The organism is Rhizobium sp. YAF28, assembly GCF_052113285.1.
Lineage (GTDB): Bacteria > Pseudomonadota > Alphaproteobacteria > Rhizobiales > Rhizobiaceae > Rhizobium.
In genome coordinates, this window is the sequence record NZ_JBFRCX010000010.1 from 162720 (window position 1) to 186730 (window position 24011).

At 61.2% G+C, this 24011-nt stretch carries 21 protein-coding genes; 13 read left to right on the forward strand and 8 right to left on the reverse strand.

All coding sequences use genetic code 11. From position 1 onward, the window contains the following. Positions 1-33 precede the first annotated feature (33 nt). Positions 34-1089 carry a LacI family DNA-binding transcriptional regulator gene (locus AB4Z13_RS23080; RefSeq protein ID WP_113319553.1) on the reverse strand — a complete coding sequence of 352 codons (1056 nt, stop codon included), beginning with the start codon at positions 1087-1089 and terminating at the stop codon, positions 34-36. A gap of 186 nt (positions 1090-1275) precedes the next feature. Between AB4Z13_RS23080 and AB4Z13_RS23085 the strand changes: the two genes are divergently transcribed. The 8 genes from AB4Z13_RS23085 (at position 1276) to AB4Z13_RS23120 (ending at position 13292) form a co-directional block, all read left to right on the forward strand. Further along, positions 1276-3201, forward strand: a complete 1926-nt coding sequence (locus tag AB4Z13_RS23085) for an ABC transporter substrate-binding protein (RefSeq protein WP_113319552.1) — start codon at positions 1276-1278, stop codon at positions 3199-3201. 86 nt (positions 3202-3287) lie between these two features. Continuing rightward, the gene (locus AB4Z13_RS23090; protein WP_113319551.1) at positions 3288-5396 is read left to right on the forward strand and encodes an alpha-amylase family protein; all 2109 of its coding nucleotides are present in this window, start codon (positions 3288-3290) and stop codon (positions 5394-5396) included. 107 nt (positions 5397-5503) lie between these two features. After that, the gene (locus tag AB4Z13_RS23095; RefSeq protein WP_007815090.1) at positions 5504-6490 is read left to right on the forward strand and encodes an ABC transporter permease; all 987 of its coding nucleotides are present in this window, start codon (positions 5504-5506) and stop codon (positions 6488-6490) included. A 10-nt stretch (positions 6491-6500) separates the two neighbouring features. Next, on the forward strand, positions 6501-7688 hold the full coding sequence (locus AB4Z13_RS23100; RefSeq protein ID WP_113319550.1) for an ABC transporter permease: 1188 nt from the start codon (positions 6501-6503) through the stop codon (positions 7686-7688). Between the two features lie 10 nt (positions 7689-7698). Continuing rightward, positions 7699-9408, forward strand: coding sequence for an ABC transporter ATP-binding protein (locus AB4Z13_RS23105; protein ID WP_113319549.1), 1710 nt, complete (start codon positions 7699-7701; stop codon positions 9406-9408). 10 nt (positions 9409-9418) lie between these two features. Continuing rightward, positions 9419-10198, forward strand: a complete 780-nt coding sequence (gene otnI / locus AB4Z13_RS23110) for a 2-oxo-tetronate isomerase (RefSeq protein ID WP_113319548.1) — start codon at positions 9419-9421, stop codon at positions 10196-10198. Between the two features lie 7 nt (positions 10199-10205). Continuing rightward, a complete protein-coding gene (locus AB4Z13_RS23115) occupies positions 10206-11081 on the forward strand; it encodes a 2-hydroxy-3-oxopropionate reductase (protein WP_113319547.1) in 876 nt (291 codons plus the stop codon). A gap of 108 nt (positions 11082-11189) precedes the next feature. Then, positions 11190-13292, forward strand: coding sequence for an alpha-amylase family protein (locus tag AB4Z13_RS23120; protein WP_113319546.1), 2103 nt, complete (start codon positions 11190-11192; stop codon positions 13290-13292). Here AB4Z13_RS23120 and AB4Z13_RS23125 read toward each other — a convergent pair whose 3' ends face one another. Genes AB4Z13_RS23125 through AB4Z13_RS23150 form a run of 6 tightly spaced genes read right to left on the reverse strand, consistent with a single transcriptional unit; the run spans position 13293 to position 18917 of the window. Beyond that, entirely contained in the window at positions 13293-14021 is a 729-nt protein-coding gene (locus AB4Z13_RS23125) for an ABC transporter ATP-binding protein (protein ID WP_113319545.1), read from the reverse strand. Beyond that, complete coding sequence (locus tag AB4Z13_RS23130; protein ID WP_113319544.1) at positions 14018-14842, reverse strand: ABC transporter ATP-binding protein; 825 nt, start codon at positions 14840-14842, stop codon at positions 14018-14020. The genes AB4Z13_RS23125 and AB4Z13_RS23130 overlap by 4 nt, the downstream gene beginning before the upstream one ends. Further along, the gene (locus tag AB4Z13_RS23135) at positions 14835-15692 is read right to left on the reverse strand and encodes an ABC transporter permease (RefSeq protein ID WP_113319543.1); all 858 of its coding nucleotides are present in this window, start codon (positions 15690-15692) and stop codon (positions 14835-14837) included. The genes AB4Z13_RS23130 and AB4Z13_RS23135 overlap by 8 nt, the downstream gene beginning before the upstream one ends. Further along, positions 15689-16771 (reverse strand): ABC transporter permease, encoded by a 1083-nt coding sequence (locus tag AB4Z13_RS23140; protein ID WP_113319542.1) that lies wholly within the window; start codon positions 16769-16771, stop codon positions 15689-15691. The genes AB4Z13_RS23135 and AB4Z13_RS23140 overlap by 4 nt, the downstream gene beginning before the upstream one ends. Further along, positions 16772-18358 (reverse strand): ABC transporter substrate-binding protein, encoded by a 1587-nt coding sequence (locus AB4Z13_RS23145; RefSeq protein ID WP_113319541.1) that lies wholly within the window; start codon positions 18356-18358, stop codon positions 16772-16774. It abuts the gene before it with no gap. 28 nt (positions 18359-18386) lie between these two features. After that, positions 18387-18917: a hypothetical protein gene (locus tag AB4Z13_RS23150; RefSeq protein ID WP_037104406.1), complete on the reverse strand. Its 531-nt coding sequence runs from the start codon at positions 18915-18917 to the stop codon at positions 18387-18389. A 230-nt stretch (positions 18918-19147) separates the two neighbouring features. Between AB4Z13_RS23150 and AB4Z13_RS23155 the strand changes: the two genes are divergently transcribed. From AB4Z13_RS23155 to AB4Z13_RS23175, 5 genes are read left to right on the forward strand one after another with little or no spacing between them, the layout of a single operon-like run. Further along, entirely contained in the window at positions 19148-19819 is a 672-nt protein-coding gene (locus AB4Z13_RS23155) for an amino acid ABC transporter permease (RefSeq protein ID WP_113319579.1), read from the forward strand. Further along, complete coding sequence (locus tag AB4Z13_RS23160; RefSeq protein WP_113319540.1) at positions 19819-20490, forward strand: amino acid ABC transporter permease; 672 nt, start codon at positions 19819-19821, stop codon at positions 20488-20490. Before AB4Z13_RS23155 ends, AB4Z13_RS23160 begins: the two co-directional genes overlap by 1 nt. A 1-nt stretch (position 20491) precedes the next feature. Further along, positions 20492-21226 (forward strand): amino acid ABC transporter ATP-binding protein, encoded by a 735-nt coding sequence (locus AB4Z13_RS23165; protein ID WP_442206908.1) that lies wholly within the window; start codon positions 20492-20494, stop codon positions 21224-21226. Between the two features lie 8 nt (positions 21227-21234). Beyond that, entirely contained in the window at positions 21235-22152 is a 918-nt protein-coding gene (locus AB4Z13_RS23170; protein WP_113319538.1) for an isoaspartyl peptidase/L-asparaginase, read from the forward strand. A 22-nt stretch (positions 22153-22174) separates the two neighbouring features. Further along, a complete protein-coding gene (locus AB4Z13_RS23175; protein ID WP_442206909.1) occupies positions 22175-22966 on the forward strand; it encodes a transporter substrate-binding domain-containing protein in 792 nt (263 codons plus the stop codon). Between the two features lie 40 nt (positions 22967-23006). Here the strand turns inward: AB4Z13_RS23175 and AB4Z13_RS23180 are convergent, their stop codons facing one another. Continuing rightward, positions 23007-24008 (reverse strand): LacI family DNA-binding transcriptional regulator, encoded by a 1002-nt coding sequence (locus tag AB4Z13_RS23180; RefSeq protein ID WP_113319536.1) that lies wholly within the window; start codon positions 24006-24008, stop codon positions 23007-23009. Between the last annotated feature and the right edge of the window lie 3 nt (positions 24009-24011).

Here is a 24011-nt window from a genome sequence, read left to right on the forward strand (position 1 = left end):
GCATTCTGCCGTCAGCCAGCAGCATCAGCCCGATCACTTCACAAGCGCACTGTGCTGATCGGCTTCCGATTTCGGCATTTCCGGATCGGCAACTGCCGCCACCTTGCACGGACCAGCCGAACGGCGCTCGACGATGCGTGAAGCGATCATGACGCGGCGGGCAGGCATGCCGGGTAGGCGCGGATTTTCGATCCGCTCCAGGAGCAGCCGCAGACCGACGGCCCCGCCCTCCTGCCCTTCCATTTTCACCGTCGTCAATGACGGCGAAATCTGCGTGGCCGGCGAGAAATCGCCGAAGCCGACGACCGAGACATCATCGGGAATGCGATAGCCCTGGCCCAGCAATTCGGAAACCACGGTCAGCGCCAGTCCGTCATGGGCACAGAAGAAAGCCGTCGGGTGGATGCCCTTTGCCTTGAGGTCCTTGAAAACCTCGCCGAAGCCGATCTGTTCGTCGAAGCTTAACACATGCAGCAAGACATCCTCGCAGCGTTCGGCAATCTCCCGCGCACCGTAGAAGCGCTCGCGCCGGCCCCGGAAACCGGGCGTGCCGTTGACATAAGCGATCGACCGATGGCCGAGTTCGATCAGATATTGCAGTACCGCCTGCCCCGCCTCATGGTCGGTGCCGGTCACCTGATCGGCTTGCTCCAGCGGATCGACCCACCCGAAACGTACGATCGGCACACCGGTCGCCGTTGCCGCAGCGATCGCCTCCCGATCATGCGGACCGACGAGTAGTAGACCGGCGCAGGACCGCCCCAGCTCTTCCAGCTGACCGGCACTGTGGGTCCAGCGGATGCGTAGCGCCATGCCGAGCCTATGCGCCTCACGCTGCACGCCATTCTGGATCTGCATGTAGAGTTCGCTGTTGACGGCATCGAGATCGTGGAAAACGACGGCGATATCATTGGTCTGCGATTGGCCGGCAGGGCGCGTGTAGCCCAGCCGTTCGGCAGTGGCGCGGATCAGCGCACGCGTCTCCTCACTGACACCGCTCTTGCCGGCTAGCGAGCGCGACACCGCATATTTCGAGAGGCCGACCTCCCGCGCGATCGTCTGTAAGGTAACTCGCCCCCTGCTTCCCACTTTCCACCTCGATGTTCCATCCGGCATTCGGAGCGCTTCGCTACACGTTACCTACCGGAATTGCAAATTCTTGCACTAACAGAACATAACGCTTTACCTAACAATATCCAAATGTATTCTTCTCGTTATCCCAGCCTGAAAGCAAAAAATAACGATAAGCGCTGAGGATTTTTGGAGGAGAACCCTATGATCAAGCTGAAACGTCGTGCGTTTCTGGCCGGGACTTCGGCCGTTCTGATCTTGCCGGCTCTGCCGGCATTCGCCGCCGACTTCAAGGAAGCGGACATTCTGAAAGACAAAGTTTCAAGCGGCGCGTTGCCGGCCCTCAAGGACCGGCTGCCGGAAAATCCGCTTGTCATCAAGCCGGTCGAAAGCGTCGGCAAACACGGTGGCGACTGGAATATGGCCCTCGTCGGCGGCGGCTCACTGTCGATGCTGTTCCGCTATCAGGCCTATGAACCGCTGTTGCGCTATACGCCCGACTGGTCCGGAGTGACGCTGAACGTCGCCGAAGCCTTCGACGGCAATGCGGATTCCACAGAATATACCATCCGCCTGCGCAAGGGCATGAAGTGGTCAGACGGCCAGCCTTACACCACGGCTGATGTGAAATTCTGGTACGACACGATCCTGACCGACAAGCGCGTCGCCGTTAACGGACAAGGCCACTGGAAAACTGCTGGTAAGCCGGCGAAGCTCGAAATTGTCGACGAACAAACGTTTAAAGTTATCTTCGCGAAACCTAACGGTATGTTCCCGTTGCAGGTCGCCTGGGCCAATAGTGACCACACGACGCGCTGCCCCAAACATTATCTCGAGCAGTTCCATATCGATTATAACCCGAAGGCTGACGAGCTTGCCAAACAGCGCGGCTTCGAAAGCTGGATCGCCGCCTTTCAGTCCGCCTCCGGCTTCCAGGACGACAATGCCTTCTTCCTGAACTCCTCGAAGAAGCCCTGCCTGCATGCCTGGATGTTTACGACTGCACCCGGCGAGAACACCGAACGCGCTATTGCCGAACGCAACCCCTTCTACTGGAAGGTGGATACGGAGGGTAACCAGCTCCCCTATATGGACCGCATCGTCTACCAGATGGTCGCCGATCCGCAGGTGCTGCTGCTCAAGGTCATGCAGGGCGAAATCGACCTGATGGACCAGTATATCGCCACACCGAACAACAAGTCCGTGCTCTACGATGCGCGCGAGCAGGGCAAGTATGATTTCTACACGCTGACTTCCACCGAAGCCAATGTGATGAACTTCATCTTCAACCTGAACCACAATGACGAGACCAAGCGAAAGCTCTTCCGCAACAAGGATTTTCGCGCGGCACTCTCCATGGCGCTCGATCGCCAGTCGCTGATCGACGCCGTGCTCGTCGGCCAGGGCGCACCTGCCCAGCCTTCGATCAAGCAGGGCGACCCGCTCTACAATGAGCAGCTTGCCACGCAGTTCACGAGCTACGATGTCGACAAGGCGAATGCCCTGCTCGACACGCTCATCCCGAAGCGTGACGACCAGAACTTCCGTTTGGACGAGAAAGGCCGTCGCCTGACGGTGATCTTCGAGATCGACCAGGCACGCGCCGTCTTCCTCGATCTCTTCCAGCTCGTCATCCCCATGTTCCAGGCGGTCGGCATCGATGCGCAGATGCGCACCATGGACCGTTCGCTCTGGGAAACCCGTGTCCGTCAGGGCCGTGATTTCGACGCGACGGCTCACCAGTTCGGTGCGAATGGTGGTGTCGCCGCCATGCTCGACCCGCGCTACTACGTACCGACGGATTCGAATGCAATGTATGCCCCGGCCTGGCAGCTTTGGTATCTCGACCGCAACAACGCCAGTGCCGAGGAGCCACCGGAAGAAACTAAAAAGCAGCTTGAGCTCTACGACAAGCTGAAATCAACCTCAGATGCCGCCGGACAGCAGGAGATCATGAAGCAGATCCTGCAGGGTGCCGCCGACAACTTCTATGTCTTCGGCATATCCCAGCCGCCGGATGGCTACGGCATCGTAAAGAACAGCATGAAGAACATTACCAAAACCATGCCGAACTCCTTCGGCTGGCCGACGCCCGCTCCCACCATGCCGGAGCAGTTCTACAAGGTCTGATGGCCTGCGACAGCAATGATGCATTTCGGGCGCCGGCTCTACCGGTCGGCGCCATGGCCTTCTTTTGCCAATGATTGGATGAGACGATGCTCGACGCCAGAAGACAGAATACCGACACGCTGCGCACGCCGGACTGGTTCAAAACCGCAACGCGCTGGACGCAGCTAACCTTCGTGGAAGACGACCCGGAAAAATACGATCCGGCCTTCTGGGTCGATGTCTTCAAGCGCACGAAATCCAACGCCGTATGCCTTAGCGCCGGCGGCTACATCGCCTACTACCCAAGTGAAGTACCCTATCACTATGTCAGCAAGTATCTGGGCGACAAGGATATTTTCGGCGCGCTCGTTGATGCCGCCCGCAAGCTCGACATGCATGTCATGGCCCGCGTCGACCCGCACGCAATCCATGACGATGCGGCAAAAGCGCATCCCGAATGGGTGATGATCAATGCCGACGGCACGCCGCGCCGGCATTGGGCCTATCCCGATGTCTGGGTCACCAATGCCTATGGTGACTACAACACCGTCTTCATGCCCGAGGTGGTGAAGGAGATCGTCCGCAAATACGATATCGATGCAGTCTTCGCCAATCGCTGGCAGGGCCACGGCGTCGATTACAGCGAAGACAGCGCCCGCCGCTTCAAGGATATGTTCGGCCACGCCCTGCCGAAGAAGGCAGATGCCGATGATCCTGCCTGGCAGAGCTGGTTGCAGTGGCGCCGCCGCGTGCTGACCGACATGATCGCCCAGTGGGATGATGCGGTCAAAGCGATCCGCCCGCATGCGAGCTTCATCCCCAACATGGGCGGCGCATCGCTAATGGAATTCGACCTCTCGGTCATCGCCAAACATTGCCCCTTCCTCGTCGTCGATCATCAGGGCCGCAAGGGTCTCGAACTCGGCTGGTCTGCCGGCCGCAACGGCAAGCGCATTCGCGCCACCTTCCCTGACCGCCCGGTTGTGCTCATCACCTCGATCGGCCCGGAGGAGGAATATCGCTGGAAGGATGCTGTCACTTCGGGCGAGGAAATGCAGCTCTGGATCAATGACGGCACCGCCCACGGCCTCTATGCCTGGTTCACCAAGTTCAACGGCGTCGTGCCCGACAAGCGCTGGGTGGAACCGGTCGCCGATGCTTTCGCCCTGCAGGCAGCTGTCGAGCCAGTCCTTGAAAGCATGTATCCGACGGCCGAAATCGCCGTCATCGACCCTTCGACGACGCTCCGCCATTGGGCGCCGGAAGAGCGCCACAGCGCCGAGAAACACGATCTCGGCTTCTATCACGCCCTCGTCGAAGCCCGTCTGCCCTTCGAGCTTCTCTCGGATCAGGTTCTGACGAAGGAGAACCTTGACCGCTTCAAGCTGATCATCCTCGCCAACGCCTCCTGCCTCTCGGATGCGCAGAACGAAGCGATCCGCGCCTATGTGGAGCGCGGCGGCAGCGTCATCGCATCCTACGAAACCTCGCTGCGCGACGAGTTCGGCAAGCGGCGCAGCGAGTTCGGCCTCTCCGATGTACTGGGCGCAAAATTCGTTTCCGGCCCGCGCGGCATCGTCAAGAACACCTATGTGGCGCTCTCGGGGGATCATCCGGTCAATCAAGGCTATGACGGTGCCGAGCGCATCATGGGCGGTACGCGCCTCATCCATGCCGACCCCACCGGCAATGCGACGACGCCCTTCCTCTATGTTCCCGACTTCCCGGATCTGCCGATGGAAGAGGTCTATCCGCGCAAGGCTCCAGAAGGCGCCGGCGTCATCGCCCGCGAAACCGGCAAGGGTGGCCGCACGGTCTATATCCCCTGGAATATCGGCGAGATCTTCTGGGAAGTCTTCGCCGTCGACCACGGAAAGCTGATCGGCAATGCGGTGCGTTGGGCGCTCGGCAAAACCTCGCGTGTCACCGTCGAAGGCCCTGGCGTCATCGACATGGCGTTGCGCGAGAATGCCGAAGGCGTCGCGCTCAGCCTCTTCAACCTCACCAACCCGATGATGATGAAGGGGCCGATACGCGAAAATTACCCTCTGGCGACGCAGACGGTTTCAGTGGAAATTCCCCCTGGCAAATCGGTGGCGAAGGCATGGCTCATCGTTACCGACCGCGCCGCAAACTTCAGCGTTAAGGGTGGCCGCGCACAGGTGGAGGTGCCAGGCATCGAACGGCTGGAGGTGCTGCACCTCACCTGGAAATGAGGTGTTGAGACAAGGAGGAGCGCTTTCGGCCTGGAGGGGCCGAAGGCGGATGGAGATCCGAAGGAAGCGCCTGACCGGGCGCTCTCAACGGGAGGAGAAACATTCCGATGCTTGGCTACATTTTCAAGCGCGTGCTCTACATGATCCCGACCCTGTTCGGCATGTCGCTGATCTCGTTCCTGATCATCCAGCTGCCGCCGGGTGACTACCTGACCTCGATGATCGCGACGATGAGCGACAGTGGCCAGGCCGTCGATCCTGCGCAGATCGAGCGGCTCAAAGAGATCTACGGCTTCGACGACCCCTTCTACATCCAGTATCTCAAATGGATGTGGGGCATTGTCAGCCGTGGCGATTTCGGCTGGTCCTTCGAATGGAACCAGCCCGTCTCTGGCCTCATCTGGGCACGCATGGGCTCGACACTGGTCATCTCGCTGCTCAGCCTCCTCTTCGTCTGGATCGTCGCCCTGCCGATCGGCATCTATTCAGCCGTACGCCGCCATTCGATCAGCGACCACGTCTTCACCTTCTTCGGTTTCATTGGATTGGCAGTGCCGAACTTCATCCTGGCGCTGACGCTGATGTATGTCGCCTATCGTTATCTCGGCCAGAGCGTCGGCGGTCTCAATTCGCCCGAATTTGCCGAAGCGCCCTGGAGCCTTGCCAAGGTCGGCGATTTCCTCGCCCATCTCTGGATACCGATCATCATCATCGGCGCCTCGGGCACGGCCGCCCTCATCCGCGTCCTGCGCGCCAACCTGACGGACGAGCTGCACAAGCCCTATGTCATCACCGCCCGCGCCAAGGGCCTGCCGGAATACAAGGTCATTCTCAAATATCCGGTCCGTATCGCGCTCAACCCCTTCGTCTCGGCGATCGGCTGGGTATTGCCACATCTCGTCTCTGGCGTGACGATCACCGCGATCGTGCTGAACCTGCCGACCGCAGGTCCGCTGCTCTTCCGCGCGCTGGTCTCGCAGGACATGTATCTCGCCGGCAGCTTCATCCTGCTGCTCTCGGCACTCACCCTCGTCGGCATGCTCCTGTCGGACCTGCTGCTTGCGCTGCTCGATCCGCGCATCCGGTTCAATTGAGGAGGCGCCGATGACACACGAAACATTCGGAACCCACACCGGCCCCTTGCATGTCGCCACCGACGGCCCTTCGATCAGCCCGCTGAAACAGGGCAAGGCGGTCTCTACGGCTGCCGTCGGCCCTTGGCGGCTGATTGCCGGCAAGCTGATCCGCCAGAAGGTGGCGATGGTCGCCGGCGTGATCATCCTTCTTCTCTATCTCATCGGCCTCCTCGCCGAATTTCTGGCCCCTTCCCTGCCCGCAACCTCGAAGCCGCAATATACCTACGCACCGCCACAGGGCCTCAGCTTCTTCGTCACCAGGCCTGATGGTAGCTCGGAATTCAATTTCCATGTGAAGGGCTACAGGGTTGAGATCGACAAGGTGGCGTTGCGACGCACTTTCGTTGTCGACGACACCAAGGTCGTTCCGATCGGCTTCTTCGTCAGAGGTCCGGCCTACAAGCTCTGGGGTCTGATCCCGATGACCACGCATTTCATCGGTCCGATCAACCCCAATGATCCCATGTACCTGCTCGGCGCCGACCGCCTCGGCCGCGACGTTCTCACCCGGCTGATCTACGGCACCCGCATTTCCATGTCGATCGGCCTCGTTGGCGTTGCCATGTCGTTGGTACTAGGCGTGGTGCTCGGCTCCATCTCTGGCTTCTACGGCGGTTGGGTCGATACGCTGATCCAGCGTGTCATCGAAGTCGTCAGTGCAATGCCCACCATTCCGCTCTGGCTCGGCCTTGCGGCGGCAATCCCGCTGACATGGTCACCGGTCAACGTCTATTTCGTCATCACCATCATCGTCTCGCTACTCGGCTGGACCAGCCTTGCCCGCGAAGTGCGGGGGCGCTTCCTGGCGCTGCGCAGCGAAGATTTCGTCACGGCCGCAAAGCTCGACGGTTCGAGCGAGGCGCGGTTGATCTTCCGCCATATCCTGCCCTCGCTGACAAGCCACATCCTCGCCGTCGTCACCCTTGCCGTGCCGACAATGATCGTTGCCGAGACCTCGCTTTCCTTCCTCGGCATCGGTCTCAAGCCGCCGGTCGTCAGCTGGGGGGTGCTGCTGCAGGATGCCCAGAACATTCGCACGGTCGCAACCGCGCCATGGCTGCTGATGTGGCCGTCTCTCGCGGTCGTCATTGCCGTCCTGTCCTTCAACTTCTTCGGCGACGGCCTGCGCGATGCAGCCGATCCCTATGACAATTGAGGAGGAAGCCATGACCGATCTTCCAAAAGATGTCGTCCTCTCGGTAGAAAATCTCTCGATCGATTTCCGCCTGCGCACGCATATCCTGCATGCTGTCGAAGATGTCAGCTTCCAGCTCAAGCGCGGCCAGACGCTTTGCCTCGTCGGCGAAAGCGGCTCGGGCAAGAGCGTCACCGCCCGCTCTCTGCTGCAGATTGTCGACAAGCCCGGCACGATCGTCGGCGGCCGCATTCTGCTGCGCAACGGCAGCGAGATCACCGACATCGCCACCCTTGCCCCTAGCAGCCGCGCCATGCGGGAGATTCGTGGCCGACGCATCGGCCTCATCTTCCAGGAGCCGATGAGCTCGCTATCACCGGTCCACACGATCGGCTCGCAGATCATCGAGGCGATCCGTCTGCACAGCAATCTCGACAAGAAGGCGGCGCGTGCGCGCATGGTCGAGCTGTTGCGGCAGGTGGAAATCCCCAATCCCGACAAGATGGCCGACCGCTATACGTTCGAATTCTCAGGCGGCATGCGCCAGCGCGCCATGATCGCCATGGCGCTTGCCGGCAATCCCGATATCCTGATCGCCGACGAGCCGACCACCGCTCTCGACGTGACGACACAGGCCGAAATCCTCGACCTGATCAAGCGCCTACAGGTCGATCGCGGCATGGCGATGCTGCTCATCACCCACGATATGGGCATTGTGGCCGAAGTGGCGGATGAAGTCGCCGTCATGCGCTTCGGCCATATTGTCGAGCGCGGCCCGGTCGACGCCATCTATCACGCCGCTACCCATCCCTATACGCGCCAACTGCTGGCCTCGACGGTGAAGCTGACGCATCACGTCGAAGGTCGATTGCCGGCCATCGCCCTCTCAGCGGAAGCGCCGCAGCCGATCATGTCGGTACGCAATCTCGGCAAGACTTTCGGTTGGCATGGCAATGCCAATACGCTGCGTGCCGTCGATGACGCCAATTTCGACCTCTATCGCGGTGAAAACCTCGGCATCGTCGGCGAAAGTGGTTCCGGCAAGACGACGCTCGGCCGCCTGATCCTGCGCACCGTCGAGCCGACGACCGGCACCGTCCTCTATCGCGGCAAGGATGGCAGCGAAACCGATGTCACCAAGCTCGGCAAGAAGGAGCTGCGCAACTTCCATCGCGAAGTCCGCCTCGTCTTCCAGGATCCTTTCGCCTCACTGAACCCGCGCATGACCGTCAAGGAAGTCATCGCCGATCCACTCATCGTCAACGGCCTTGCCAAGGGCAAGGCGCTGGAGGACCGCGTCGCCGAACTGATGCGCCTCGTCGGCCTCGATCCGATGGGCATGGAGCGTTATCCCCACGCCTTCTCCGGCGGCCAGCGCCAGCGCATCGGCATTGCCCGCGCGCTTGCACTCGATCCCCGCATCATCATCGCCGATGAAGCGACCTCGGCACTCGACGTTTCCATCCGCAGCCAGATCCTCGATCTGCTGCTCGATATCCGCCAGCGGCTGAACCTCAGCTTCATCTTCATTTCGCACGATATTTCCGTGGTACGCTATTTCTGCGACCGCGTGGCGGTCATGCATCGCGGCAAGATCGTCGAACTCGGCGAGGCCGAGCAGATCTGCACCGCGCCGCAGGAAGCCTATACGAAGAGCCTCATTTCAGCCGTTCCCAATCCCGACCCACGCGACAAGCGCATGCTGCATCGGCATCGGTTCGTCGCTCCCGCCAATGCCTGAGGATGTTCCAGTGCCGAAATTTTCCGCCAATCTTTCCTTCCTCTATCAGGATCTTGCCTTTCTGGATCGTTTCGCCGCCGCCGCAAAGGATGGTTTCGGCGCGCTCGAATATCTCGGCCCCTATGCCGAGCCGAAGGAAAAGGTCGCCGATGCGCTCAAGGCAAACGGCCTGAAGCAGGCCCTCTTCAACGTTCCCTCGGGTGACTGGGCCGGTGGCGAACGCGGCATTGCCTGCCTGCCGGATCGTGTCGAGGAATTCCGCAGCGGCATCTCACTCGCCCTCGACTACGCCAAGGCGCTCGAATGCCCGCAGGTCAACGTCATCTCCGGCCTCGTGCCAAAGGGGGCCGATCTCGAAACGCTCGAAAAAGTGCTGGTGGAGAACCTGAAATATGCAGCGCGGCGCACGGCCGATGCGGGTGTGAAGCTGTTGATCGAGCCGATCAACCTGCGCGATATTCCCGGCTTCTTCCTGTCGACGACCGATCATGCCGAGCGCATCCTCGACAAGGTCGGCTCCGACAATCTCTACATCCAGTACGATTTCTACCACATGCAGATCACGCAGGGCGATCTCATCCCAACCTTCACCCGGCTGAAGGACAGGATTGCCCATGTGCAGATCGCCGACAATCCCGGCCGCAACGAACCCGGCACCGGCGAGATCAATTACGGCTTCATCCTCTCCGAACTCGACCGCCTCGGCTATGACGGCTGGGTCGGCTGCGAATACAAGCCGAAGGCCGGCACCAGCGAGGGCCTGACCTGGATGAAACCCTATCGGAAGTGAGCGTGACATGAATATCGGTTTTATCGGACTGGGCGTCATGGGCCGCCCGATGGCGGAACACCTGATCGATGCCGGCCATACGCTGCATCTGAGCCGCGTGAAGGAAGCCTCGCAGCATCTCGTCACCAAGGGCGGCAAGGCAACTGCCAGCGCCAAGGCCGTCGCGGAAGCCTCCGACATCATCATCCTGATGTTGCCGGATACGCCTGATGTCGAAGCGGTCCTCTTCGGCGAGAACGGGGTGGCCGCGGGCCTTTCGGCCGGCAAGCTGGTCATCGATATGAGCTCGATCTCGCCCGTCGCCACCAAGGAGTTCGCGAGGCGCATCGAAGCGCTCGACTGCGATTATGTCGACGCTCCCGTTTCCGGCGGTGAAGTCGGCGCCAAAGCCGCCTCGCTGACGATCATGATCGGCGGCAAGGAAGCAGCCTTTGAGCGCGCCAGGCCGCTGTTTGAAAAGATGGGGAAGAACATCACGCTGGTCGGCGGCGTCGGTGACGGCCAGACGGCCAAGGTCGCCAACCAGATCATCGTAGGCCTCACCATCGAGGCCGTCTCCGAAGCGCTGCTTTTTGCCAAACGCGCCGGCGCCGATCCGGCCAAGGTGCGCGCGGCCCTAATGGGTGGCTTTGCCGCCTCGCGCATTCTCGAAGTACACGGCGAACGCATGGTCAAGGAGACTTTCGAACCGGGCTTCCGCATCCGCCTGCACCGCAAGGACATGACGCTCGCCGTCGATGCGGCTCGCGCGCTCGACCTTTCGCTGCCGAACACGGCCGCCACCCAGCAGCTCATGAATGCCGCGATCGCCAATGGCGATGGTGAACGCGACCATTCCGCCCTTATCCGCACGCTCGACCTCCTCGCCGGAGGGCCGCGCTAGATCAGGACCACCTAGAACACCCGGACGATATCTTCGATTGCCTCCTGCCGGAGCCGTTTCTCCGGACGGCGAAGCCATGTCCGGACATTGATAGAGAAGGACAGGACAATGCTTAGAAACGATATTCAATTCCCCTACGGCGCCGTCTATTTCCGCAAGTCCAATCCGCCGCGCGACGATTGGGAACGCGACTACACGACCGCCGGCGAAGATGGCCTCAACATCTTCCGCCACTGGTTCATGTGGAGCGCGATCGAAGTGGCCCCCGGCGTCTACGACTGGGAGGAATATGACCGCCAGCTCGACCTCGCCGCCAAGAACGGCATCAAGACGGTTATCGCCGAGCTCATTCATGCCGTGCCTGACTGGGCGGTGCGCAAATATGCCGATGCGCTGCAGGTCAATGCCGACGGCACCAGGCTCGGCTCCTATATGGGCGTTTCGGCCGCAACCGGAGGCTTTTCCAACAATGGCGGTGGCGCCGGTGCGCTGACACTGAACTGCCCGGAAGTGAAGGAAGCCGCCGGCAAGTTCCTGACGGCACTCGCCACCCGCTACAAGGACCATCCGGCGATTTACGGTTACGACGTCTGGAACGAGGTCAACTATTCCGCCGATGTCGATTACAGCAGCTATGCCAAGGCCGCGTTCCGCAAATGGCTGGAGAAGAAATACGGCAGCCTGAACGTGCTCGCCAAGGCATGGCATCGCTATAGCTATGCCGAATGGGACGATATCGAGCCGCCGGTCCATATGGCGCCCTACCCTGAATGCATCGACTGGCTGCAGTTCAAGCGCGACAACTTCTATGGCCAGATGCAGTGGCGCATCGATACGATCCGCGCCGTCGACCAGAAGAACGTCATTGCCGCCCACGGCATTTCCGGCGCGATACCAAACATGGCTGCCAATGGCTGCGACGACTGGCTCGCCGCCTCCAAGGTGGAAATCTACGGCTTCACCTGGATCCAGGCCCGCAAGGGCACGGAGCCGTGGAAGACCTGGTACGGCGTCGATATCAACCGCGCCGCTGCCCGCGGCAAGCCTTTCTGGCATGCCGAGCGTCAGGGCGGCCCGCTCTGGCTGCAGCCGCAGGTGATCGGCCGCGACAAGGAAGACGGTCGTGTCGCTGAGCCCGAGGATATCCGCATCTGGAGCATGACCTCCTTTGCCGGCGGCGCTCGCGGCGTCCTGAACCTGCGCTGGCGCCCGCTGCTCGATGGCCCACTCTTTGGCGCCTTCGGTGCCTATGGCATGGACGGCAGCCGCACGCCGCGTTCCGATATGCAAAGCGCGATGGCGAAATGGGCGAATGATCCGGCGCAGAAGGCACTCTGGGACGCAAAGCCTGTTCGTGGTGAGATCGGCATTCTCGTGGTCCCAGAAACACAGGAATGGGATTACCTGCTGAATTACGACCGAAAGGAAAAGCCTTATCCGGAAGCCATGTGGGGCGCCTATCGCGCCTTCCTCGGTCAGGGCTTGCAGCCGGACTGGGTGCATATCGATGATATCGACGCCTACGACTTCCTCTATTTCCCCTACCCGATCATGTTCACCGCCGAGCAGGCATCGCGCCTCAAGGCCTGGGTGGAAAAGGGCGGCACGCTGATTGCCGAAGCCTGCCCCGGCTATTTCGGTGACCGCGGCCATGTCGGTCAAGTACAGCCGAATATGGGCCTCGATGAAGTCTTCGGCGCCCGTGAAGAAGAAGTGGAGTTCATGCCTGATATCGGCAACCGCATCCACTTCAAGTTCGACGAAACCGCCGTCGATGGCGGCGGTCTCCTGCAATCCTACCGCCTGACCGGCGGCACCGGCCGCGGCACCTTCGACGGCGGACGTCTTGCCATCGTCGAAAACCGCTTTGGCGAGGGCCGTACCCTGCTGATCGGCACCAACCCGTCGGTCGCCTTCTATCGCACCGATGGCAAGGCCAACGCCACCTTCTTCGCCGAACTGGTGAAATGGAGCGGCAGGGCGCGTCATGCGACGCTTTCCAATGATGCGGTCTTCGCCCGAATCCACAAGGGCGAGAAGGGAAGCTTCCTCTGGCTGGTCAATCCGACGCGTAAGGTACAGACGACAACAGTCACTCTCGCAGATGGAAAACTGTCGGGCAGCAAGCCCGCCTGGCCGGTGAACCATGCCTATGATGCTGGCCGCATAGAGGTGCCGGCTCGCGACGTATTGATCCTGCCAATCGCCTGACTAGTGGAGGGCAAGCTGTTCGACCCAGCCGCCTTGCGAAAGCGCGGCGCGGTCGAGTTCGCTTTCGATGCGACCGGACTGCATCAGCACGGCCCGGTCGCACATATGCGCAACGACACCGGGATCGTGGCTGACGAGCACGAAGGTCATACCATGCGAAGACTTCAGGTCGTTCAGCAGGTTGAGGATTTCGGCCTGGACCGAGACATCCAGCGCCGAGGTCGGCTCGTCGAGCAGCAGCAGCTTCGGCTTCAAGAGCAGCGCACGCGCAATCGCCACGCGCTGCCGCTGTCCGCCGGAAAGCTGGTGCGGATATCGTCCAGCTGCGGCGGCCGGCAGGCCGACCTGATCGAGCGCGATGCGAACCTCATCCTCGACATTGCGGACGCCCCGCAAGACTAGCGGCTCGCCGAGAATGCGGGAAACGCGATGGCGCGGATGCAGTGACGAATAAGGATCCTGAAACACCATCTGGATATTGGATCGCAACGCGCCGGTAATCTTATGCCCCGGCTGCAGCGCCTCATCGAAGACAGTGATGGAGCCCTGCCAATTGGTGTTCAGCCCGGCAACAGCACGCAGCGCCGTCGTTTTGCCGCAGCCGGAGGGACCGATCAGCCCGAACGTCTCGCCCGGCGCAACGTCGAAGCTGACACCACGCACGGCGGTAAAACCCTTGCCGCTGCTCTGGAAGGTCACGAAAAGATCGGAAACGGAGAGCGCGCTCATGCCTCGTCTCCATAAACCGGCAGCCGCGTCCCGTAAGTCGCAGCCGAAGGCCGCGCCGCCCAGAGCGCCCGCGTATAATCCGATTTCGCATTGGCAAGATCGGCGGACGCCATCTGCTCCTCGATCTTGCCATGCCGCATGACCATGACGCGGTCGGCATAACGCGAGACCTGCTGCAGATCATGGCTGATGAGCAGAAGTCCCATGCCGAGTTCCTCCGTCAGCGACCGCAGCAGCGTCAGGATCTGGTCCTGCAGACCGCGATCCAGAGCCGAGGTCGGCTCGTCGGCAATCAGCAGTTTCGGCCGGTTGATCAACATGGCCGCGATCATCACCCGCTGCCCCATGCCGCCCGAGAGGGAAGCGGGATAGCTGGAATAGATCCGCTTCGGATCCGGAAGACCGACCTTGCCCAGCATATCGAGCGCCCGCTCGCGCCGCTCGGCAGCCGATAGTTTCGTGTGCAGAAGCAGCGCCTCTTCGACCTGCCTGCCGACCTTATGGGCCGGATTCAGCGAATATTTCGGATCCTGCAAAATCAGCCCGAGACCACTACCGCGCAACCTGTTCCAGCCGGACGCGGACAGCGTCGTCAGCTCCTCCCTGTCGAAGGCGAGACGCTTTGCCCTCACCTCGGCCCGACGCGGCAATAGACCCATGATCGCCCGGCCCGTCATCGACTTGCCGGAGCCGGATTCACCGACCAGCGCCACGACCTCGCGACCGACGGAGAAGGAAATGCCATCGACGACACGCACTGGCCCTGCCTCGGATGGAAAGGCGATCGACAGATCCTCGATGGAAAGCAGCGGCTCAGTCATGGCGCGGATCCAGGATATCGCGCAGGCCATCGGCCAGCAGGTTGAAGGCGAAGGAGGTGATCAGGATGGCAAAGCCGGGGACCGCGGCCACCCACCATTGATCGAAGATTACCTGCGTTCCCTCCGATACCATCGAACCCCATTCCGCTGTCGGCGGACGCACCCCGAGACCGAGGAAGCCGAGGCCTGCGGCAGCAAGGATAATGCCCGAGAGATCAAGCGCCAGACGAATGATCGCCGAAGGCAGCACCAGCGGCAGGATGTGCCCCCAGAGTAGCCTTACGCCGTGGATACCAACCATTTCGGCCGCTGCCAGATAATCGCTGCGCCGCAGCGCCGCCGTCTCGACGCGGGCCTGCCGCGCATAGGCGGGCCAGCTTGTCAGCGCCAGCGCCAGCGCACCATTGATCAAGCCCGGCCCCATGATCGCGACAAAGGCGAAGGCCAGTAGCAACCGCGGAAAGGACATGACGATATCGGTGATCCGCATCAGCACGCGCTCGGCCATCCCGCCGAAGAAACCCGAGAGGATGCCGACGAGAATGCCGAGCGGCGCCATCAACAGCACGACCACGAGCACCAGCAGCAGCGTCGGCCGCGCGCCATAGATGATGCGCGACAGAATATCCCGGCCGAAACCATCGGTGCCGAACCAGTGCGCAGCATCAGGCGGCATCAGGCGATTGGCGGTTTCCTGCAGGTTCGGATCATAGGGCGCAATCAGCGGTGCCAGCAGCGCAAGTGCCAGAATGAAGAGCACGACGGCACCGCCCACCGCCGCCGAGGGCGAGCGCAGCATGCGCCGTAGGAAGGATGGGCCGCCGAGCGGCTCTTGGACGATCGCGCTCATCGCTTCCTCCCCGCATCCAGCCGCGCCACGCCGAGATCGGTCAGCGCGTTGAGAAGCACGAAGGAGGCCCCGACGACCAGCGTCGCACCGAGGATCGCCGGCATGTCACCGGCAAACATCGCCGTGGTCAGATACCGGCCGATGCCAGGCCAGGCAAAGACGGTCTCGGTCAGCACTGCGCCTTCCAGCAAGCTTGCATAGGAAAGAGCAATCACTGTCAGCAGCGTCCCGGAAATATTCGGCAGGATATGGATGAAGACGATGCGGCCGAGGCTCGCGCCCTTGGCGCGCGCCGTCGTCACATATTCCTGCCCGAGTTCGGTAAGGATCGCGGCCCGCGTCAGCCGCGAAATAGCGGCGAGCGCATGGAGGGCCAGCACGATCGCCGGCAGTGCCAGGTGCGCCAGCGCGTCGCGAAAGGCACCCGCCTTGCCCGAGATCCAGGTATCAACAAGCGCAAAGCCGGTGACGGATTTGACCGTATATTGAAAGATGACATCCGCCCTGCCCGGCCCCGGCGCCCAGTGCAGTCGGGCATAAAACAGCAGCAGCATCAACAGGCCAAGCCAGAAGATCGGCACGGAATAGCCGAAGAGAGACACGAAACGGGCAAGCCCGTCCACCCATGTCCCCTGCCGCATGGCGGCGGTTATACCGAGCGCAAGACCGATGACGGCACCAAGAATGATCGCCGCCGTCGCAAGCTCGATCGTCGCCGGAAAGGTGCGGGCAATGTCCTTCGCCACCGGCTGGCCGGTCGAGATCGACTGGCCGAAATTGCCAGACAGCGCCGTCTCGACATAGCGGAAAAACTGCACCGGCAGCGGCTGGTCGAGCCCAAGCTCAAGCCGCGCCTGTTCATAGGTCGATTGGCTGGCATGATCGCCGACGAGCTGCAGCGCCGGATCGATCGGCGATAACCGCGTCATTGCGAAGGTCACCAGTGCCAGCCCGAAGAGCGTCAGCGCAAAGGACCACAGCCATTTCGAAAGCGACCAGACGAACGACAACTCCCGCCAGCTGTTGCGCTGGCGGGAGTTGGTCATGTCGGCATTATCTGTCGTTGCCGTTTGCGGCACTTATTTTGCTACCTTGTCGTAATAGACCTGGTCTGCGTTCAGGCCCTGGGCATAGTTCTTCACCTTGTCGCTTAGCACGACCTGGTCATTGCCTTGAAGCATGAAAACGAAGGGCGAGCTTGCCTGGATCTTCTTCTGCAGATCCTGATAGAGCGCAGCGCGCTTGGCGGCGTCCTGTTCCTTTACGGCGGCGAGCGTCTCGTCGGTCAGTTCCGGGATCACCCAGCCGGCCTGCTTGGCAACCGTATTGGCCGAGTTGTCCTTGTTGATCGCAAAGGCGCTGGCGTTGGAGTGCGCGTCGAAATAATCCGGGATCCAGTAACGCAGCGTCATCTCGAACTTGCCGGCGCGGCCGCGGGCATAGATGTCGCTCGCAACACCCGGCTGGATATCGAGCGTGATGCCGGCCTGAGCGAAGGTGGACTGCAGCGACTGGGCGATCGACAGGAACGGCTGGTCGTTGAAGACGATGAATTCGATCTTGAACGGCGTCTTGATGCCGCCATCGGCAAGGATCTTCTTTGCCTTCTCGACATCGAGCTTGAAAGGCGTGTCGCTGAGCGCGCCAGGGAAGCCGTTCGGCAGGAAGGCCTGGTGAACGCTGCTCTGGCCGCGCAGCAGGTTCTTGGTGATGCCGTCATAATCGACGAGGTAACGTGCCGCTTCCCAGAAAGCCGGGTTGCCGAGCGTCGGGTTCGCCTTGCTGTTCAGCAGGATATAGTCCTGACGGGCGGAGGGAACGGAGAGCACCTTGATGCCGCTCTTGTCCTTCAGCGCTTCGATCTGGTCGGCAGACAGGCCGCGGCCGATATCGGCATCGCCCTGCTCGACGAGCAGGCGACGTGCGCCGACGTCTGGCACGTTGCGGATGATGACGCTTTCGAGCGTCGGCTTATCGGAAGAATTGGCATTGGCTTGCAGCACCAGCGCCTCATGCGGCGTGTAGGTGGTGATCGTGTAAGCGCCGCTGCCGGCCGAATTGGTCTTCAGCCAAGCATTGCCGAAATCATTGTCCTTGGCCTGCGGCGAAACTGTCTGCTCATCGACGATGGAGGCGATCGGCGCCGTGAGGATCGACAGCGCGAAGCCGGAGCCGACATCCGCCGTCCAGGTGAGCTTGACATGCTTGTCGTCAACCTTGGTGATCGCGGCATCGACATTGTCGGCCTTCCAGCCGAGTTCGTTGAGGATGAAGGCGGGAGATTTGTTGAGTTTCACGGCGCGCGTCAGCGAGAAGATCACGTCCTCAGGGCGAACCGGATTGCCGGACGCGAACTTGGCATCGGAAAGCGCGAATGTCAGGCTCTTGCCATCGCTGCCGGCTTCCCAGGTAGCGGCAAGTGCAGCCTCGATCTTCGTGCCGTCATCGCGGTTGGACCGGACGAGGCGCTGGTAGATGTTGTTGAAGGACTGGACAGTCGTCAACTCGAAGCCTTCGGCCGGGTCGAAGCTGACGGCATCGTCGATGGACTGGGCCACGACGAGCACATTTGCAGGCGTTTCGGCGTGAACAACCGGCGCGCTGAATGCCAGTGCCAGGCTGAAAACAGTGCCGAGCAGCTTGGCGCGGCTGGTAATGATGGACATGGAAAACTCCCCTCGGGTGATGAAAAAGTCAGTTGGTGCCTTCGGCGAAAGCCTCAAGCTCGGGGTCGAAATCGACCTCGACAACATTGATGTAGACGGCAGTAGCAATCATGATGCCGGCAAAGGCCACGAGATCGACGAGCACCTTGGTGTCGTAGCGTGCCTTCAACTCGGCCCAGACATCGGCAGGAATGGCATTGGAATCGGCGACGATTGCCGCGCCAAAACGTTTAAGCAGCTGTTCGGTATCGCTCAACTCCAGGGCATCGGGATTGAACCCGTTCTTGATCAGAGCCCGGCGAAAGAAGGTGATGGCAATGTCGGACTTCAGCGCCTTGGAGATCGAATGCGAGAAGATCCAGATCTCGCGGTCGCTGATGGCAGGATTGAGCTCGGCCCTGAGCGTGAACCATTCGGCATAGATGCGGTGTGCCTGCGGCGAATGCAGCAACGTCCGCTTCATGTTGGTCATGTTGCCGCGAACCCGCACTTCTTCGTCATGCGCCGCGCGAATCTCTTCGGAAGCGGTGTCGTAATCGATATGGGGAAGCTGGCTCATGCGGATTGCTCTTTCTTTGTGCGATAAAGGCTAACGAGGTGGCGAGATATTGTGCAGTCCATATTCATCCAGCTTTTCCGCCTTTTGACGAAAAATATTCCGCCGAACGTTACCGGTAAAAACGAACTTTTCGTCACAGATATATCAGCATTTCGTACCAGGCGTTATTGACATCAGCGCACACAAACGACACGATGAAACCGGTTTCAATCGTGCATAAGGGAGTGATCGTGCGGTTCGACCTTTCGATCCTCTTGCCCCATCTGGGCTTTCTCGCGCAAGGCGCGCTGCTGACGGCGGAGGCCTGCGCCCTGGCGCTGGTCGGCAGCGTCATCATGGGCGCTTTCGTTGCCATTGCGCGCACCTCCTCCTCGGTTCTTCTGCGCAGAATTTCCTTCGTCTACGTCGATATCTTCCGCAACGTCCCCTTCATCGTGCAGCTGTTCTTCTTCTATTACGGCCTGCCGGAGATCGGCATCTATATCGATGCCTTCACCACGGGCGTCGTTGCGTTGTCGATTGCCGGCGGCGCCTATGCCTCCGATGTCATCCGCGCCGGCATTCTGGCGATCGACCAAGGCATCATCGAAGCGGCGGAGGTCAGCGGCCTCTCGCGCCGCGTGATCTTCACCAAGATCGTGTTACCGATCGCGCTCAGAACCTCCGTTCGCCCGCTCGGTTCCGTACTGATCAACATGATCCTGACGTCCTCGATCCTCTCGACCATCACGCTGAACGAACTCACCGGCTCGGCGCAGATCGTCGTTTCGCAGACCTATCGGCCCTTCGAAGTCTATGTTGTGCTGCTCGTCGTCTATGCCATGTTGACCTATCTGGTCTCGCTCGGCATTGCCCTCCTCCACCGCCGCCTGAACCGCGACATGATGGAGGCCGTAGCCTGATGCGCTTCTCCGATTTTACACCCTTCGATATCTGGCTGCTGCTGCAGGGCCTCGGCGTCAGCATCGGCCTGTTCTTCTCGACGTCACTGATCGGCCTGTCGATCGGCACACTCTGGGCGATCTGCCGCTTCTATCGTGTACCGGTGCTGACGCCGGTGATCACCTTTTTTGCCGAACTCCTGAAGAATTCACCTGTTCTGGTGCAACTCTTCCTTGTTTTCTTCGGCCTGCCCGGCCTGTTCCATTTCCGCATCACGCCGACAACGGCTGCGATGATCACGCTGTCGGCCAATTCGGCTGCCTTCGTCTATGTCATCGCGGTCTCGGCCATCGAATCCATCGGTCGCGACCAGATCGAGGCGGCCCGCGTCTTCGGCCTCACCCGCTGGCAGGTGCTGCGCCATGTCGTTGCGCCGCAAGCCATGGCCTTTGCCATCGGCCCGCTGACGGCGCTTCTCGTCAACCAGCTGCAGGTCACTTCGCTGATCTCGGTCATCGGCGTCGTCGATCTCACCAAGATTGGCAACATCCTCAACCTGCGCACGCTGAAGCCCTTCATCGTCTGGACAGTGGTCGGCCTGCTCTATTACGTCTGCGCCAAGCTGCTCGCATGGCTCGGCGCCCGCTTCGAAAACCGCCTCAGGGCGCATGCCGCCTGGAGAGGGCTCTGATATGCTCAAAGTAGAAAATGTCCAGAAGGCCTTCGGTCCTACAACCGTTCTCGATGGCGTCAATCTCACCATCAATCCCGGCGAGGTCGTCTCCATCCTCGGCTCTTCCGGCTCCGGCAAGTCGACGCTGATCCGCTGCATCAACGGCCTGGAAAAATTGAACGGCGGCAGCATCACCGTCGATGATTTCGACGTCAGCAAGCCGAAGGAATTGGCCGAGGCCCGCAAGCGCTCTGGCACCGTCTTCCAGCTCTTCAACCTCTATCCGCATATGACGGTGCTCGGAAACATCACGCTGGCGCCGATCGAAGTGCTGAAGAAGCCTCGTGCAGAAGCAGAAGCCACCGCCCGCGCCCTGCTGCAGTCCGTCGGCCTAGGCGATCGGGCCGAAGCCTATCCGGCCCAGCTCTCCGGCGGCCAGCGCCAGCGCGTCGGCATCTGCCGGGCGCTTGCCATGCAGCCGCGCTATCTGCTGCTCGATGAAGTCACCAGCGCGCTCGACCCGGAAATGACATCGGAAGTCCTTGCGATCCTCGCCAAGCTGGCGACCGAGGGCACGACCATGCTCTTCGTCACCCACGAAATCGAATTCGCCCGGCAGATTTCCAACCGCATCGTCTTCCTCGACAAGGGCAAGTTGCTCGTCGACCTGCCGACGGCGGATTTCTTCGCCGCCGAGGGCGGTATGGCCAACTCCCGTATCGCCCAATTCCTGTCCAAAATGCGCAAAGATTAGAGGTATTCATGCTGCTCTTGGCCAATAAAGAAGCCTGGCCCGGTTTCCCGACGACGGTGCAGATGCTGCGCGAAGGCGCCATCAGCCTCGACGCCATGGTCGCCGGCATCAGCAAGGTGGAAAGCGAAGTCCAGGTGCGCAGCGTCGGTTACGGCGGCTGGCCGAACATGCTCGGCAACATGGAACTCGACGCCGCCGTCATGGATGGCAACACGCGTGACGTCGGCACCGTCGGCGCCGTGCCGAACACATTGCCCGTCGCCCGCCTCGCCCATGAGGTGATGAAACGCCTGCCGCATGTGATGCTGACTGGCGACGGCGCGCGCCGCTTTGCCAGTGAAATCGGTTTCTCCGAAGACGATGTGCTGTTCGAAGACAGCAAGCGCGTCTGGTGGGAGCGGCTGGAAAAGGAACTTTCGCCGGACGAATTGGCGAAATTCCCCAATATCCCGCTGGCGCCGCTGAGCCGCGCCATCACCGATCCCGAGCGTGTGCGTGACACGACCGTCTTCCTGTCGGCCGATCCGGCACGCGGCATCCACGCTGCGACGTCCACCTCCGGCTGGGCCTGGAAATATCCCGGCCGCCTCGGCGATAGCCCCATTCCCGGCGCCGGCTTCTATGCCGACAGCCGTTACGGCGCGGCCGCCTGCACCCATACCGGCGAAATGACCATGCGCTGCTCGACTGCGCGCACCGTCGTGCTCGCGCTCAAATTCGGCTATTCGCTTTCCGACGCCGTCAAGCTGGCCGTCGAGGAGCTCAACGAACTTTCCTCTGGTTTCCTGGCCGGCGTGGTCATCCACGCCGTCGATGCCAAGGGGAACCATGAGGTCGTGAATTTCAGATGCGAGGGCGAAATCCGCTACTGGCTCTGGGAGGACTCGATGCCCGAACCGGAACTCCGGGCAGCGAAACTGGCATAATCAAGAAGAGGGAAATGGAACCATGAAACGCATTCTCACAGCCATTGCCGCGCTGGCCGTCGTTGCCAGCTCTGCGCTTTCATCCTTTGCCGGCATGATCGACGACATCCGCTCGCGCGGCGTCGTTCGCATCGGCGTATCGCTCGGCGGTGAGCCGATCGGCTTCCGCGACGCGCAGAACAACCCGGTCGGCTATGACGTCGACGTTGCCACTCGCCTGGCCGAAAAGCTCGGCGTACCGGTCGAATTCACCGACGTCTCGGGCGACGCCCGCATCTCCATGCTGGTCTCCGGCCAGATCGACGTCGCGATCGCCAACACCTCGGCTACGCTCGAGCGCGCCAAGGTCGTCAATTTCTCGATCCCCTATAACCGCGCCGGCCTGCGCGTCATCGTCCAGAAGGACTCCGGCATCAAGGAGCTGAAGGATCTCGCTGGCAAGAAGGTCGTCGTCGGCCGTGGCACCACGGGTGAAACCTTCCTCAAGTCCGCCGTTCCGGATGCGCAGCTCGTCTATGTCGACCAGTTCGCGCCCGATGGCGTCCTGCAGCTTCAGCAGAAGCGTGTCGATGCGGCAATCGAAGACTCCTCGCTGCTCGACTATCTCGCCACCAAGAACCCGACGCTGGTCACCCTTGCCGGCCTCTATTCCAACGACCCGATCGGCATGGCTGTTGCCAAGGGCGATCCGGAATTCGTTCGCTGGCTCGATATGTTCGTCTCAGACTACATCCAGTCGGGCGCCTATGAAGCCAATTACAAGAAGTGGTGGGGTGCCGAAGCCAACCCGCCGGCTCTGAACCCGCAGTGGTAAGACAATCCTCACAGGCCGCCTTCGGGCGGCCTGTTTGCTATCAGGAGGTTAACCGCGGAAAATAGGTCGTTGGCACGATGACCGGCGGCTGGCCGGGGTGAAAATCGCCGGGATTTGCGATGAAATCGACGACGTGCTCGACATAGACGCCTTTGTTGTAACCGATCGAGGAAATCGGATAGGCGTCGAAATCGGTGAGCGAGAGATTGTCGAAACCATAGAGCCGGAAACGTGTCGGCCGGTTGCCGGGAAAATCGGCACGGCAGACATCGAGAATGCCCATGGCCATCGCATCGGACGTGCAGAAAATTGCATCCGGGCAACCCGCGCCGGTCAGCTCCGCAGCCGCCGCGTGGCCGCTCTCATAGGAATAGTCGCCTTGCACCGTGCGCACCAGCTCTATGCCATTCTCCGCGAAGGCCTGTCTGTAGAAGCCGATGCGCGCGTGCTCCATCGGCGACGACGAACGGCCGGTGACGAGACCTGCCCGCTTCACGCCCTTCTTGGCGGCATCAGCGACGGCTTCGGCAATGCCGCTGCCTTCATCGGGAATAACGACGGGCGAAAGATCGTCATGAAGACCGTTCAGCATGACGACGAGATCGGAGCGGAACATGCGCCGGACCGTGGGCGCATCCGCAAAATCCGAAAAGACCAGTGCCGCATCGACATGATAGGCGACGCCGTTGCGCAGGAATTCCTCGACGCGGGCGACAGAACCGATGCGGATCATGATGACCTGCTTGCCGATCGACTGGATCTGATCGAGCAGCCGGTCGAAAAGATCGAGATCCGAAAGGTCGTGGATATGGTTGACGACGACGGCGACGAGGTTGACCGTCTTGGTCGTCAGGCTTTGCGCCAGAAGGTTCGGCTTGTAGCCGAGCTGGGCGGCAGCCTCGACCACCCGCTCGCGCTTGTCGGCAGAAACCGGCCGCGGCTCGTTGGAGAGCGCGCGGCTCGCAACCGCACGCGACACCCCGGCGAGCTTTGCAACATCGGCAATCGTCGGGGCGGCATCGCGGCCATTGTTCTGAGTCATATT

Coding starts and splice junctions, on each gene's coding strand:
- AB4Z13_RS23085 (WP_113319552.1), top strand. CDS start 1,276: ATGATCAAGCTGAAACGTCGTGCGTTTCTGGCCGGGACTTCGGCCGTT.
- AB4Z13_RS23090 (WP_113319551.1), top strand. CDS start 3,288: ATGCTCGACGCCAGAAGACAGAATACCGACACGCTGCGCACGCCGGAC.
- AB4Z13_RS23095 (WP_007815090.1), top strand. CDS start 5,504: ATGCTTGGCTACATTTTCAAGCGCGTGCTCTACATGATCCCGACCCTG.
- AB4Z13_RS23100 (WP_113319550.1), top strand. CDS start 6,501: ATGACACACGAAACATTCGGAACCCACACCGGCCCCTTGCATGTCGCC.
- AB4Z13_RS23105 (WP_113319549.1), top strand. CDS start 7,699: ATGACCGATCTTCCAAAAGATGTCGTCCTCTCGGTAGAAAATCTCTCG.
- AB4Z13_RS23115 (WP_113319547.1), top strand. CDS start 10,206: ATGAATATCGGTTTTATCGGACTGGGCGTCATGGGCCGCCCGATGGCG.
- AB4Z13_RS23120 (WP_113319546.1), top strand. CDS start 11,190: ATGCTTAGAAACGATATTCAATTCCCCTACGGCGCCGTCTATTTCCGC.
- AB4Z13_RS23125 (WP_113319545.1), bottom strand. CDS start 14,021: ATGAGCGCGCTCTCCGTTTCCGATCTTTTCGTGACCTTCCAGAGCAGC.
- AB4Z13_RS23130 (WP_113319544.1), bottom strand. CDS start 14,842: ATGACTGAGCCGCTGCTTTCCATCGAGGATCTGTCGATCGCCTTTCCA.
- AB4Z13_RS23135 (WP_113319543.1), bottom strand. CDS start 15,692: ATGAGCGCGATCGTCCAAGAGCCGCTCGGCGGCCCATCCTTCCTACGG.
- AB4Z13_RS23145 (WP_113319541.1), bottom strand. CDS start 18,358: ATGTCCATCATTACCAGCCGCGCCAAGCTGCTCGGCACTGTTTTCAGC.
- AB4Z13_RS23150 (WP_037104406.1), bottom strand. CDS start 18,917: ATGAGCCAGCTTCCCCATATCGATTACGACACCGCTTCCGAAGAGATT.
- AB4Z13_RS23160 (WP_113319540.1), top strand. CDS start 19,819: ATGCGCTTCTCCGATTTTACACCCTTCGATATCTGGCTGCTGCTGCAG.
- AB4Z13_RS23165 (WP_442206908.1), top strand. CDS start 20,492: ATGCTCAAAGTAGAAAATGTCCAGAAGGCCTTCGGTCCTACAACCGTT.
- AB4Z13_RS23170 (WP_113319538.1), top strand. CDS start 21,235: ATGCTGCTCTTGGCCAATAAAGAAGCCTGGCCCGGTTTCCCGACGACG.
- AB4Z13_RS23175 (WP_442206909.1), top strand. CDS start 22,175: ATGAAACGCATTCTCACAGCCATTGCCGCGCTGGCCGTCGTTGCCAGC.
- AB4Z13_RS23180 (WP_113319536.1), bottom strand. CDS start 24,008: ATGACTCAGAACAATGGCCGCGATGCCGCCCCGACGATTGCCGATGTT.